The sequence below is a fragment of the Leptotrichia sp. oral taxon 498 genome (genome assembly GCF_002240055.1).
Lineage (GTDB): Bacteria > Fusobacteriota > Fusobacteriia > Fusobacteriales > Leptotrichiaceae > Leptotrichia > Leptotrichia rugosa.
The window spans coordinates 1,828,459-1,843,125 of the sequence record NZ_CP016753.1; the positions used below are offsets into that span (position 1 = coordinate 1,828,459).

General features: G+C 27.3%; 13 protein-coding genes. 9 read left to right on the plus strand and 4 right to left on the minus strand.

Annotation, left to right across the window (positions count from 1 at the left end; translation table 11 throughout):
- Positions 1-58: 58 nt before the first annotated feature.
- Positions 59-676 (plus strand): 3'-5' exonuclease, encoded by a 618-nt coding sequence (locus tag BCB68_RS09045; RefSeq protein ID WP_094080475.1) that lies wholly within the window; start codon positions 59-61, stop codon positions 674-676.
- Between the two features lie 28 nt (positions 677-704).
- A complete protein-coding gene (locus BCB68_RS09050) occupies positions 705-3,782 on the plus strand; it encodes a DUF3427 domain-containing protein (protein WP_094080476.1) in 3,078 nt (1,025 codons plus the stop codon).
- A gap of 105 nt (positions 3,783-3,887) precedes the next feature.
- On the opposite strand, the gene BCB68_RS09055 is transcribed toward BCB68_RS09050, so the two are convergent.
- Positions 3,888-4,844, minus strand: coding sequence for a hypothetical protein (locus BCB68_RS09055; protein ID WP_237048621.1), 957 nt, complete (start codon positions 4,842-4,844; stop codon positions 3,888-3,890).
- Between the two features lie 313 nt (positions 4,845-5,157).
- Between BCB68_RS09055 and BCB68_RS09060 the strand changes: the two genes are divergently transcribed.
- From BCB68_RS09060 to BCB68_RS09090, 7 genes are all read left to right on the plus strand, one after another.
- The gene (locus BCB68_RS09060; protein ID WP_094080477.1) at positions 5,158-6,243 is read left to right on the plus strand and encodes a tyrosine-type recombinase/integrase; all 1,086 of its coding nucleotides are present in this window, start codon (positions 5,158-5,160) and stop codon (positions 6,241-6,243) included.
- A gap of 498 nt (positions 6,244-6,741) precedes the next feature.
- Entirely contained in the window at positions 6,742-8,337 is a 1,596-nt protein-coding gene (gene pckA / locus BCB68_RS09065) for a phosphoenolpyruvate carboxykinase (ATP) (RefSeq protein ID WP_094080478.1), read from the plus strand.
- Between the two features lie 131 nt (positions 8,338-8,468).
- Positions 8,469-9,863 carry an oxaloacetate decarboxylase subunit alpha gene (locus BCB68_RS09070; RefSeq protein ID WP_094080479.1) on the plus strand — a complete coding sequence of 465 codons (1,395 nt, stop codon included), beginning with the start codon at positions 8,469-8,471 and terminating at the stop codon, positions 9,861-9,863.
- 53 nt (positions 9,864-9,916) lie between these two features.
- A complete protein-coding gene (locus BCB68_RS09075) occupies positions 9,917-10,267 on the plus strand; it encodes an OadG family protein (RefSeq protein ID WP_094080480.1) in 351 nt (116 codons plus the stop codon).
- Positions 10,268-10,295: 28 nt separating this feature from the next.
- Positions 10,296-10,676, plus strand: coding sequence for a biotin/lipoyl-containing protein (locus BCB68_RS09080; protein WP_094080481.1), 381 nt, complete (start codon positions 10,296-10,298; stop codon positions 10,674-10,676).
- 97 nt (positions 10,677-10,773) lie between these two features.
- A complete protein-coding gene (locus BCB68_RS09085; RefSeq protein ID WP_094080482.1) occupies positions 10,774-11,892 on the plus strand; it encodes a sodium ion-translocating decarboxylase subunit beta in 1,119 nt (372 codons plus the stop codon).
- 60 nt (positions 11,893-11,952) lie between these two features.
- Complete coding sequence (locus BCB68_RS09090) at positions 11,953-12,708, plus strand: biotin--[acetyl-CoA-carboxylase] ligase (RefSeq protein ID WP_237048622.1); 756 nt, start codon at positions 11,953-11,955, stop codon at positions 12,706-12,708.
- A 54-nt stretch (positions 12,709-12,762) separates the two neighbouring features.
- Here BCB68_RS09090 and hisIE read toward each other — a convergent pair whose 3' ends face one another.
- From hisIE to hisF, 3 genes are all read right to left on the minus strand, one after another.
- On the minus strand, positions 12,763-13,419 hold the full coding sequence (gene hisIE, locus BCB68_RS09095; protein WP_094080484.1) for a bifunctional phosphoribosyl-AMP cyclohydrolase/phosphoribosyl-ATP diphosphatase HisIE: 657 nt from the start codon (positions 13,417-13,419) through the stop codon (positions 12,763-12,765).
- Between the two features lie 94 nt (positions 13,420-13,513).
- Positions 13,514-13,834, minus strand: a complete 321-nt coding sequence (locus BCB68_RS09100; protein WP_237048623.1) for a nucleotidyltransferase family protein — start codon at positions 13,832-13,834, stop codon at positions 13,514-13,516.
- A gap of 48 nt (positions 13,835-13,882) precedes the next feature.
- Positions 13,883-14,638: an imidazole glycerol phosphate synthase subunit HisF gene (gene hisF, locus BCB68_RS09105; protein ID WP_094080486.1), complete on the minus strand. Its 756-nt coding sequence runs from the start codon at positions 14,636-14,638 to the stop codon at positions 13,883-13,885.
- Positions 14,639-14,667 lie beyond the last annotated feature (29 nt).

Genomic DNA, 14,667 nt, shown 5'->3' on the forward strand with positions numbered 1-14,667 from the left:
GAATAAATATTTGAATAAGATAAGATAAAATAGAAGAAAAAAGAGAAAGAGAAAAAAAGTGAATAAAGATAAAGATTTAAATAAAAATATTATATTTTTTGATGTAGAGACAAATGGATTTCAGGGAAGTTCTGTTTTATCTATGTCAGCAATAAAAGTAAATTATAATTTTGGAAAAAGTGAATGGTTAAAAGTTTCAGAATTTAACCGCTTTTATTTTAGAGAAGAAGATGAAGAAATGAATGAAGGGGCAATTAATGTAAATGGACTAACTGACGAAGTAATTGCACTTGAACGAAAAAAACTTAAAGATAAAATAGGAGATTATCCTTTGACTTTTAAAAAAGATATGGACAATTTTTTTCTGTTTTGCCAGGATACTGACCATTTTGTAGCTCATAATATAAAGTTTGACAGAAGTTTTGTGGATTTTTCACTAAAAAATCAGTTTGATACAATGAAAGAAAATATTGATATTTTAAAAATTGAAAATAATTGTGGAAATTACAAATGGCCAAAACTTATTGAATGTGCTAAATATTATAAAGTTCCATTTGAAGAAAATCAGTTTCACGGAAGTTACTACGACGTTTTAATAATGTTTAGAATTTTTTATAAAATGACTAAAAATGAAATTTCTAAAAACCGAATATTTGATTTTTTGGAAAAAGAATGATTAATATAAATAGGGGATTCGTTTTAAAATGAGTATACTTTTGCAAAAAGATGATCTGAATTTAAAAAATGAAAGTCAAAAAATTGTAGAAATTAAAGATTATGAAGAAAAATTAAAATTTGAGTTAATTGAGTATTTCTCAAAAGAAATTTCTTTTTTAATAAAAGATGGCAGCTATCAAGATGCTATAGATTTTGTTCAAAATAGACTAAATACTCGTTTTGAAATTCCGTTAAAACAAAAAGAAAAAGATATAACAGGAAATTTAAACGAGCTTATTTTAAATGAAAAAACAAAATTTAAAAATTTTTTTATATATTTAAAAAATGAATTATTAAATTGCAAAAAGTTTTATTTTATCGTGAGTTTTATAAGATATTCAGGACTTCAAATACTTTTGAGCACATTGGACGAACTTGAAAAAAAAGGAATCAAAGGTGAAATTATAACTTCTGTTTATTTAAATATAACAGATTCAAAATCATTAAAAAAACTTCTCAGTTATAAAAATATAAAAGTAAAAATTTATAATAATTCAAGCGAGAGTTTTCATACAAAAGCGTATTTATTTAAAAAAAATAAATATCATACTTGCATAATAGGTTCTTCAAATATAAGCCAAAGCGCTTTGTATTCTGCAGAAGAATGGAATGTTAAACTTACAGAAAGTAATTTTTTTGAAATTTATAAAAAATCAATTTCACAATTTAAAAATCTTTGGAATAGCGACAAAGCCATTGAACTCAGTGAAGATTTTATTTTTGAGTATGAAAATTATAAAAATAATTTGAAACTTCAAAAAACTTTTGATTATATAAAAATAAAAAATAATAAAAATCATTTTGAACCGAATAGTATGCAAAAAGAAATTTTGGAAAAGCTAAAAAATACTAGAAAATCAGGGAATAAAAAAGGACTTGTGGTTGCTGCGACTGGAACTGGGAAAACGTATCTTGCAGCGATGGATATAAAAATTTTTTTTGAAAAGAAGGAAAAGAAGTTTTTGTTTTTAGCACATAGAGAAGAACTTTTGGAAAATGCGATTTTAGTTTGTAAAAAGATTATGAAAATTGGAGAAAATAAGATTGGAAGAATTTTTGGAGGGAGAAAAGAAACTGAGAAAAAAATTATTTTTGCAACTGTGCAATCACTTCAAAATAATTATCTTGAATTTTCTAAAGATTATTTTGACTATATTGTAATTGATGAATTTCATCACTCAAGTGCCAAAAGTTACACCAAAATTCTAAACTATTTTAATCCAAAATTTCTTCTGGGCCTTACTGCAACACCTGAAAGAATGGACGGAAAAGATATTTTAGAACTTTGTGATTATAATTTAGTTGGCGAAATGGGTTTGAAACGAGCAATGGAACAGGATTTGATTGCACCTTTTCACTATTTTGGAATAAATGACGAAACATTTGATTATGAGAAAATTCCTTATAAAAACGGAAAATATCAGAAAGATATTTTAGTTAAAAATCTGTCAAATAATAAAAGAGTCGATTATATAATTGAGAGCATTAAAAAAATCGGATTTGATGGCGAAAAGATGAGCTGTATTGCTTTTTGTGAAAATATCAATCATGCTAGTTTTATGAATGAAAATTTTAATAAAAACGGATATATCTCGAAAGTATTGACTTCAAAAACTTCAAAATTTGAAAGAGAAAAGATTTTAGAAGATTTTAAAAATAAAAAATCTGAAATTTTGTGTGTTGTAGATATTTTAAACGAAGGAATTGATATTCCAAATATAAATTTGCTTTTATTTTTAAGACCAACTTTTTCTTCCACAATTTTTACGCAACAAATTGGACGAGGACTTAGAAAATGTGAAAATAAAGATTTTGTGACAATTATAGATTTTATTGGAAATCACAAAAAAGACTATATCATTGCAAAATTTTTTTACGAAGAAATGTTAAACAATAAAAATATTTTGTACAGCAAAAAAGAGAAATTGATAAAAGAAATAAAAACTAATTTTGAAAATATACCAATGGCATCATATGTCGAACTGGATAGAATTTGTCAAGAACGAATAATTAATAAAATAGAAAAAATCAATTTTAATTCCAAAATAATGTTAAAGGAAGCATATGACAGCTTTAAAAATGAAATTGGAAAAAATGATGATGAAATTTTAGAAATTTTAGATTTTGATAGAAATATTGAATTATTTATCGAGTTAAGTTCAAAATACGGTTCTTTTTACATAGCACAAAAAAACTTAGAAAGTAATTCAATTGATGAATTAAATTTTTCAAATATCGAATTTTTATCATATTTAGAAAAAAAATTAACTTTAGTTGAGCCGTTTACTTATTTAATTATGGATTTATTTTTAGATAAAGATAAAAAAATTAAAAATATTACGGAAAACGATATTTTGAAAAAATATAAAAATTATTTTAATATTTTGGAATTTAAAAATACTTATTTAATAAAGCGAATTTTAAAAGAATTACTAGAAGATGAAATTTTGGATTTTGAATCAAATTCTGAATTTAAAAATAATAAAAACTATAAAATTTCTAAAAAATATAAAAATAATTTTTTTAAAGATAAAAATTTTTTGAAAAGATTAAAACAGCTCATAATTTTAGGTTTGTCGGAATTTAAAAATAATGATATTAGTCAATTTAATGAAAATATATTAATAAATTACAAGGAATATAAACGAATTGAGTTACAGATTTTGTTGGACTCAAAAGTTCCAAAAGGAAGCTGGAGAGCTGGATATGCAAATACTGAAAAAGATATTTGCCTTTTTGTAACTTACGACAAATCTCATATTTTACAAGAAAATTTAAAATATGATAATTCGCTGCATTCAGATGACATAATTCAATGGATAAGCCAACCCAAAACTTACCACACCTCAAGTGTCGGCCAAATGTTTATAAAACACAGGGAAAAAGGTATAAAAGTTCATATTTTTGTAAGAAAATTTGCATTTTTGGACAATAAAAAGACAAACCCATTTATTTATCTAGGAAACGCGAATTATTACAAAAGTTATGGCGACAAGCCAATGACAATACTTTGGAAACTAAAAAATAAAATTCCTTTTGAAATAATTAAAGATGTGGTCATATAAAAATTATAAATAAAAATAAAATTGAAATATTTAAACTTTATTAAATATTTCAATTTTATTTTTTTATTTTGCTTTATTTTTTATATTTTTTAAAATTTTGTTGTACTAATTTTTTACAAGAGTTGCATTAATTACAGCATACAAATTTTTTGCATCTTTTTCAAATTTTACACTGTATTTATAACCTTTTTCAGTTTTTTCTATGTTTTCAGGCAGTTTACTCAATTCAAGTCCATTTTCTGCATTAATTAGAGCAATTTTTAAATTTCGTATATTTTTTGAAGGTTTATTTTGAAAAATTACATTTATATCAAGATTAATCGCTTTATTTTTTTCAGCCAGTATTTTTTCTTTTTCAGTTTCAGATATATCTGTAATTTTTGAAGAAATTTTTACAACTTCAGGCTTTTCTGGAGCTGCTCCTTCGCTGTTTGTAAGTATCAATATTTTGTCATTTTGTCTATTTGCATTAGATATTTCAAATACAATTTTTTCAAAATTTTTAACATCTTTCACTTTCACATTTTTTGCCTTTAAATCCAGTGTGTTTCCAGTTATCACATCAATAGGTGCAGGTTTATTATCCTTCACATTTATATTACGGCTTCCTCTTCCTCCAAACAGTATACTTTCTTTTCCAAACAGTACAGAATTTCCTTCTATTACAATTTTATTGTTTATAACAGAACCTCTATGGCTATAACCACCATAAACATTACCACCAATTTTTGAGTTACCTTTTATTATTATTTCATTGTCACTAACTACTGAATTTTGTCCAGCACCACCATAAACACTTCCGCCTCTTACTGTTTTTACTCCATCTCTTTCCCAAAACCCATTTGTTGCAAGAACTCCACCATTAATAATTACCTTATTATTTTTTATTTCAGGAAATTTGTTGTTGTTGTCTTCCACTGCTCCAAAAACACGTTCAAGAGGCTTTCCACCTGAATTAATATAAACAGTGTTTCCTTTAGCACTTGAAGAAATACCAAATGAATTTTCCAGTTTTTCAAATCCTAACGCTTGAGCAGCTTTATTATCTTTTGGATACGTCACTATTTCCTTTGCAAGAAGACTCGTATACTCAGCATTGCAATCCCCGCTAAAACAATTAATCCTTTTTTTAACTGACTTCTCATTTTCATAATATCCTCCTAAAAAAGTATTTTTCCCAAATTAAATTTTAAACACAAAAAATTTAATCTTAGATAAGTTTAGATATATTTTACTCCTAATTAGTTTGAATGTCAATTATTAAGTTAATAAAAATATATTATAATTTATTTTTTTATAAAAAATTATTCTTTTTATTACAAAAAAAATATGATATAATAAAATTGAAAAATATTAAAATAAGGAGAATCTTAAAATGCCAGTTTATTACAATGCGGATAAAAAGACTTGGTATACTACGTTTTATGCCAAAGATTATAAAGGTATAAACAAAAAATATAAAAAAACTGGATTTAAAAAGAAAAAAGATGCACAGCAATATGAATATGAATTTAAGTTAAAAATTTCAAAGTCAATGAATATGACTCTTAATTCTTTATACGAAATATATTTTGATGACTATAAAAAAAGATATAAGCCAACTACGGTAAATACAACACAGACTCTTTTTAATACGCATATTTTGCCTTTTTTTGGAGAAATGGAACTTTGCAAAGTTACTCCTTTTGTAATTCGGGAATGGCAAAACGAAATACTTGAAAAAACAAATAACAATAAAAAACTTAGTGAAAACACAAAATCAAGTTTATTTTCTGCACTAAAAAGTTTATTTAGCTGGGCTGTGAAATATCAGGGACTAAATGAAAATCCATGCAAAAATTTAGGTTCATTCGGAGCAAAAAAAAATCAAAATGAAATGAATATTTGGTCATTTGAAGAATTTGATACATTTATAAACAAATTAAGTGAATTCGGTAAAAAATATTTTGCGGAAGCGATGGCTTTTAAAACATTATTTTGGACTGGAATGAGAGTTGGCGAACTTATGGCTTTAACATTTGGAGATATAGATTTTGAAAGTAAGACAATAAATATCAATAAGACGTTTTCAAAGGTTAAAGGAAAAGTTTATATTACTTCTCCAAAAACTTTAGGTTCAAAGAGAAAAATTTTAATTCCGGAAATTTTATTAAATGATTTAAAATACTATTTTGAGAATTTTGATATTGTATCTACAAAACGAATTTTTGAAATAAAAACTGCAAGACTCCGATATGTTTTGACAAAGTTTACAAATGTGATAGGCTTAAAAAGAATAAGGATTCATGACTTTAGACATTCCCACGCTTCATATTTACTTTTTTTAAAAGCTGACATTACAGCCATAAGCAAACGATTGGGTCACGATAATTTGCAAACTACGATAAACACATATTCGCATCTGTATAAAGATGCAAATGCTCAATTAATTGATAAAATAAACAATATAAAAATAAAATAATTAAAAAAATAGAACTTTTATAGAACTCTGTAAAATTTTGAAACGAAACTTAGTTATCATTTTTAAGAGTTTAATTAGATTTTTTTGATTTATCTTTACAATAAATAGAATTTAGTTTTGAAAAATTAGTGGCTGTATTTGAAGATATAACACTAATTTTTTTTACATTGTTTTAAATTTTTTTGACCTTCATATATCAATTTTAAGAGCGAATTTTCAACTTATTCGATATTTTATTCTAAATTTTTATTTTTCTTCTTAAAACGGCTTTATTTTGAAAATTTAGAATTTTTGATATTTTTTTATAATAATTTTGTTTTTTTTATTATAAAAACTGAAAAAAATTCAAAAAATTAAATTTTATACGATATTGACTTTTCTTAAAAATGTGCGATAATATTATTGTTAGGAAAAATTAAGATGGATATATAAAATTATTAAATTATGATTATCTAATAGTTTTTTCAAAATGGAAAGAAAGTTTATGGAGGAAGTATTATGAAAAAATTGACAAAAGATTTAGAAAAACTGGGGATAGTAAATGTATCAAAAATTTACAGAAATTTGAAACCTGCTGAACTTGTTGAACATGCGTTAAGGAGAAAAGAAGGAACTTTGTCTGAAACTGGCGCTTTGGTTGTGCGAACTGGAAAATACACAGGACGCTCGCCTAAGGACAAATATATAGTTGATACTTCACAAATTCACGATAAAATTGCTTGGGGAGATGTGAATAAACCTATTGAAAAGCAAAAATTTGAATCTATTTATAATAAGTTAATTGCGTATTTACAAAACAGGGAAATATTTGTATTTGATGGGATGGCCGGAGCTGATCCAGCTTGCAGAAAAAAATTTAGAATTATAAATGAACGAGCAAGTCAAAATTTATTTATTCATCAATTGTTAATCCGTCCAACTGAAGAGGAATTGAACGATTATGGACATGCTGATTTCACAATAATTGCAGCTCCTGGATTTAAATGCAATGCTAAAATTGATGGAATAAATTCATCAGCTGCAATAATTATTGACTATGAAGCAAAAGTTGGAATTATTTGTGGAACTGAGTATTCAGGAGAAATAAAAAAAAGTGTATTTTCAATAATGAATTTTATAATGCCTGAAATCGATGTCTTACCTATGCACTGCTCTGCCAATATGGATCCTAAAACAGGAGAAACTGCAATATTTTTTGGACTTTCGGGAACTGGAAAAACTACACTTTCCGCAGATCCCAACCGCAGATTAATTGGTGATGATGAACATGGTTGGTCGGATCACAGCATTTTTAACTTTGAAGGTGGATGTTATGCAAAGTGTATAAATCTTGATCCAAAACATGAACCAGATATTTTTAATGCTATAAAATTTGGAAGTTTAGTGGAAAATGTCGTGATGAATCCTAAAACTCGCGAATTTGATTTTTATGATAAAAGTTTAACTGAAAATACAAGAGTTGGTTATCCAATTGATCATATAAGAAATGCTCAAATTCCAGGAATTGGAGGAATTCCTAATGTTATAATATTTTTGACAGCGGATGCTTTTGGTGTTTTACCACCTATTTCTAGGCTTTCAAGAGATGCTGCTATTTATCATTTTGTAACAGGATTCACTTCTAAATTAGCTGGAACTGAACGTGGAATTACAGAACCACAACCTACGTTTTCAACTTGTTTTGGAGAACCGTTTATGCCACTTGATCCATTTGTTTATGCTGAAATGTTAGGAAAAAAAATAGAATTGCATAATACAAAAGTATTTCTGATAAATACAGGATGGTCTGGAGGTCCATATGGTGTGGGTAGCCGTATAAATTTGAAATATACAAGAGCGATGGTTACTGCAGCATTAAGTGGGGAATTGGATGAAGTGGAATATAGACATGATGATATTTTTAATGTAGAAATTCCACAATATTGTCCAAATGTTCCAAGCGAGTTATTAAATCCTGTAGACACTTGGGCAAATAAAGAAGCATACGGGGCTGCTGCAAAAAAATTGGCAAAAATGTTTAGAGAAAATTTTGCAACAAAATATCCGCATATGCCAGAGCATATTGTAAACGCTGGACCAGCATTTTTTGAATAAATATAAAAAGACAGTTTAGTAAAATTCAAGCTACTTTTGTATAAATATATAATTTTTTAATTTAAAAAGTTTGAGTGTGCTATAACTGTCTGTTTTAAAAATTTGTTTACTAAACTAAAAGGAGGATTTTTATGAAAGTAAAAATAACAGAAACATCACTACGAGATGGACACCAATCGCTTATGGCAACCAGAATGACAACTGCCGAAATGCTTCCAATCATAGAAACTATGGACAAAGTTGGATATTATGCAATGGAAGTTTGGGGTGGTGCCACTTATGATGCAGAAATTAGGTTTTTGCATGAAGATCCTTGGGAAAGACTCAGAGAAATTAGAAAAAGAGCAAAAAATACTAAATTGCAAATGCTTTTAAGAGGGCAAAATTTATTAGGATATAGACATTATGCTGACGATGTTGTTGAAAAATTTGTAAAATTTTCAATAAAAAATGGTATTGATATTATTCGTACTTTTGACGCATTAAATGATACAAGAAATATCAGAAAAGTTGTGGAAAGTACCAAAAAATATGGTGGAGATAGTCAACTTGCAATTTGTTATACAATAAGTCCTGTTCACACAATAGAATATTACAAAAAATTGGCACTTGAAATGCAAAATATGGGAGCAGATTCCATTGCAATAAAAGATATGTCAGGAATTTTGCTGCCAGACGTTGCTTATAAACTTGTAAGTGAACTAAAAAGTATTTTAAAAATTCCACTTGAGTTACATACTCACGAAACAGCTGGAATGGCTGAAATGAGTGTTTTGAAAGCTATTGAAGCTGGCGTAGATATTGTAGATACTGCAATTTCACCTTTTGGTGGAGGAACATCGCAGCCACCTACAGAATCACTTGTAAGAGCACTGCAAAAAACAAAATACGATACAGAATTAAATCTTGAATTTTTAAAAGAAGTGGCAGAATATTTTAAGCCAATAAGAAAAAAATATATTGACAATGGATTTTTAAATCCAAAAGCTTTGGAAATAGAACCTAATATCGTGGAATATCAATTGCCTGGCGGGATGCTCTCAAATTTGTTGTCCCAGCTAAAATCACAAAATGCTCAGGATAAATATGAGGAAGTTCTCAGGGAAATTCCTAAAGTTCGTAAAGATTTAGGTTATCCACCATTGGTTACTCCTATGAGTCAAATGGTTGGAACTCAAGCTGTATTTAATGTTTTAACTGGAAAAAGATACCAAATGGTTCCAAGAGAAATTAAAGATTATGTAAGAGGAATGTATGGGAAACCTCCTGTTCCAATTTCTGATGAAATAAAAAAAATCATAATTGGAAATGAAAAAATATTTACAGGAAGACCTGCTGATCTGTTAAAAAATGAATATGACACAATGAAAAAGGAAATTGGAAATTTAGCAAAATCTGATGAAGATGTTTTAACTTATGCATGTTTTCCACAAATTGCAAGAGACTATTTAGAAAAAAAATATTCAGAAGAAAAAACTCAAAATAAAGAAAAAATTGAAATTCATAATATTAATGTAATTTTTTAAAAAATATTCAAATATAATTTGGATAAAGTTTTTTGAAAGGGATAATTTGAAAAATGAAAAGTATTTTATTTGGAAATTCGGCTGTGTCATTTGGAGATGCAATTTATATTACTGTTGTAAGTATGTTAATTGTTTTTTTTATATTGCTGTTAATTTCGTTTGTATTATCATTTTTTAAATATTTTTCAAATGAAAAAGATCAAAACACCATAAATGAAAAAATAAACGATATTAACACTTTAAAAAATTTAGAATCTGAAAATTTAAATACAAACGAAAAATTCAGTATTGAAAAAATAAAAGATGAAACAATGCTGGTAGCTTTATTGACAGCTCTTGTCGACGCATCTGAAAATAATAAAGATTGTGAAATAAAAGTAAAGAATATAAAAGAAATTAAATAAAATTGAAATTCAAAGGGGTATGACAAGTATGATTAAATTATATAAAATCAAAATTGGAGAAAAGGTTTATGAAGTGGAAGTGGAAACTGTTACTGAAAAAAAAGGTTCTATTTCAACTAATTCAAACTATGATCAAAAAATACAGGGAAAAAATGATTTTACACAAAATAAAATTAATAATTCTGTTGAAATCGGGGAACCGATAAAAGCCCCTATGCAAGGGCTTATTGTCGATATAAAAGTTGAAGCTGGACAAAAGGTAAAAACTGGAGATGAAATTGTAATTCTAGAAGCTATGAAAATGGAAAATCCTATCGTAGCTCCTAAAGATGGAACTATTAGCGCAATTAAAGTATCTAAGGGAGATAATGTAAATTCTGATGATATTTTGGCAATATTATCTGAATAAATTATTGCTTGAAATTTTATAAAATATTCTAATTTTATTAATTATAGCAATAATTTATTTTATAGAAAAATCTTTAAGGAAAGGAGTGGTTTTTAATATGGAATTACTAAAAATTCTTTATGGAACTACAGGACTGTCAATGATAACTGTAAAACAGATTATTATGATAATAATTTCTTTAATTTTATTATATTTGGCAATAAAAAAACAATATGAACCTTATTTATTGCTTCCAATTTCTTTTGGAATGCTACTTGCAAATTTACCCGCTGTGGCAAATGAAGGACTTATGGAAAAAGGAGGACTTTTATATTATTTGTACCAAGGGGTTAAACTTGGAATTTATCCGCCACTAATATTTTTGGCGATAGGTGCAAGTACTGATTTTGGACCTCTTATTGCAAATCCAAAAAGTTTGTTATTGGGCGCTGCAGCACAATTTGGTATTTTTATAGCATTTATTGGAGCAATTTTGCTTGGACTAACTGGAAAAGAAGCCGCTTCAATTGGAATTATTGGGGGAGCTGATGGACCAACTGCCATTTATTTGACGACAAAACTTGCACCTCATTTATTGGGATCAATTGCTATTGCAGCTTATTCCTATATGGCTTTGGTACCAGTTATTCAGCCACCAATTATAAAACTGCTTACAACAAAAAAAGAAAGAATGGTTGAAATGACTCAACTTAGATTTGTAAGCCAAAAAGAAAAAATAATTTTTCCAATTGCAGTCACAATTATCGTAATTCTTTTAGTTCCATCATCGGCTCCATTAATCGGAATGTTAATGTTAGGAAATCTTATAAAAGAAGTTGGAATAGTTTCAAATTTAGTTGAGCATGTGAAAGGAGCGCTATTATACTGTATTACAATAGTTTTGGGAATGACAGTTGGAGCAACTGCTAATGCAGAAAATTTTTTAAGTCTTACAACAATAAAAATTATTATTTTAGGATTAATTGCGTTTTCTTTTGGAACAGTTGGAGGTGTACTCTTTGGAAAGATAATGTATAAATTTACAAAAGGAAAAGTAAATCCGATGATTGGTGCGGCAGGAGTTTCAGCAGTTCCTATGGCAGCAAGAGTTGTTCAAAAGATAGGACAAGAAGAAAATCCACGAAATTTTTTATTGATGCACGCAATGGGACCGAATATTGCTGGTGTAATTGGTTCAGCTGTTGCTGCAGGAGTTCTTTTAATTATATTTAAATAATAAAATTTTGAATAAACAAAAAAAATAATGATGAATAAAGAGAAGGAAGCAAAGATAATTATGAAAGAAAATAGAAAAAATGTAAAAATATATAAATTTGATGTAATTGATTCGACAAACGATTATTTGAGAAGAGAACATAATAACCACGAGGAATTTGACGTTATTTCTGCTGGTATTCAAACACATAGTAAAGCTCGTAGAAATAACGATTGGGTTTCACTTGAAGGGATGGCTATGTTTAGTTTCTTTTTAAATGAAAGAAAAGAGATAAAAATGGAAGATTATTTTAAATTGCCATTACTTGCTGGACTTGCTGTAATAAAAGGATTAAAAAAAATTGAGGACTTGGATTACAAATTTAAATGGACAAATGATGTTTATTTGGAAAATAAAAAATTATGTGGAATTTTGATGGAAAAGGCGGATGATGTCTATATTGTAGGAATTGGTTTAAATGTAAATAATGTCTTGCCAGAATTTTTGGAAAGTAAGGCTATTTCATTGACTCAGACAAAAAACAAAAAATATGAAATTGATGAGATTATAACAAATATTATTTATGAATTTAAAATATTATTTGAAAATTTAAAAAATGGATTTTGGGAAGAAATTTTAGAGCAAATTAACGAAATAAATTATTTGAAAGATAAAAATATTGAATTAAAATTTGGAAATGAGATTGTTTCGGGAATTGCACAAAATATTAACAAAGATGGAGAAATTGAAATTTCAATTCCTCAAAATGAAAAACAAAAAAGTGTAATTAAAAGTTTTTCAGTTGGAGAAGTTTTTGAAAAAATTAAGATATTTTAAAAACATTAACAAGGGGACCTTATGCCCCCTTGTTATTCAATAAACTAAAATTTATTATTTAGATTCTCCGCCCATTTTCTCCTGTTTAACTTTATGATCAACAACATGTCTTTTAGCTAGTTCATCTTTCACATCTTGAATAGTAAGCCCTTGTTCAATCATTAAAACTAAAGTGTGATAATACAAATCTGCAATTTCATATCTCAATTCATCATTGTCATTATTTTTAGCCCCAATTATAACTTCTGTACATTCTTCTCCAACTTTTTTTAAAATTTTATCAAGCCCTTTTTCAAACAAATAAGTCGTATAAGATTTTTCATTTGGATTAACTTTTCTATCTTTTATCAATTCATAAAGTTTTTCAGGCGTAAAACTGCTATAATCTTCTGCTTCAAACAACGAGTTAAAAAAGCAGCTCTCAGCACCAGTATGGCAAGCAGGCCCATCTTTTTTTACTTCCACAAGCAAAGCATCCGCATCACAATCATATTTTACTGAAACAACATGCTGATAATTCCCTGAAGTTTCCCCTTTTAGCCAAAGTTCTTGTCTACTTCTGCTAAAAAAGCAAGTTTTCTTATCTCTTAAAGTTATTTCAAGACTTTCTTTATTCATATATGCAAGTGTCAATACTTCTTTTGTATAATAATCCTGTATTATCGCAGGAACAAGCCCTTTTTCATCAAATTTTATTTGCTCTATATTCATTTTTACCTCTTTTCTAAAATTATTTATTTTAATATTTTAATTTTTCTCTCAATAAGTAAATATATTTTAAAATAAATCTTCCATTATCTTCCTTTTACACATAAATTACACTCCGTAAAATTTCTTCTTTTATTTCATCTTTATATTTCTGAACTTTTGGATTTTTAAATTTATACTCAAACATACTTTCATCAACTAAATCCACTTTTTTTTGAAAAATTTCTTCAAGTCTTTTGTGTAAATTACAAAAATTTTGATACATTCCCTTTTTAAATTCCATTTTTACAAGAATATCGATATCACTATTAGGAGTATCACTATTTTTAGAAAAACTACCAAAAAGTCCTAATTTTAAAATTGAATATTTCTTTTTATTAATCTCTTTTAATTTTTTTAAAATTTCTTCTTTTTTCATAATAATTTCCTCTTAGTTCATTTTCAAAATTTTTCTTATTAAAAAATATCAAATTCTCATCTCAACACCATTACTCTTCAAATACTTTTTCAACTCCATAATTTCCACTTCTTTAAAATGAAAAATCGAAGCTGCAAGTCCTGCATCAATTCCCGGAATTTTAAATAAATCTCTAAAATGCTCCATATTCCCAGCTCCACCTGATGCAACTATTGGAATTGACAATTTTTTTGATAAAATTTCAAGTAATTCTAAGTCAAATCCATTTTTAACTCCGTCTGTGTCAATACTGTTTACAACAACTTCTCCAGCACCATTTTCCTGACCATTTACAAACCACTCTATTGCATCAATCCCAGTATTTTCTCTTCCACCTTTTGCAAAAACTTTAAATTTTCCATCAACTCGTTTTACATCGACTGACAAAACCACACATTGATCTCCATATTTTTTTGCAGCTCCTTCAATTAAGTTTGGATTTCTTATTGCTCCTGAATTGACACTCACTTTATCTGCCCCCGCTTTTAAAACTCTATCAAAATCATCCAGCGTATTTATCCCGCCACCAACAGTAAGCGGAATAAAAATTTGACTTGCCACTTCTTTCAAAATATCTGTAAACAAGCCTCTTTCCTCAAACGAAGCCGTAATATCATAAAAAACAAGCTCATCAGCCCCAGATTGATTGTAAAATTTAGCAAGCTCAACTGGACTGTCAACTTCCTTTATCCCAGTAAAGTTCACACCTTTTACCACTTTCCCATTTCTCACATCAAGACATGGAATTATTCTTTTTGCAAGCATTCTTATACCTACTTTCTTTGTTAAATTTA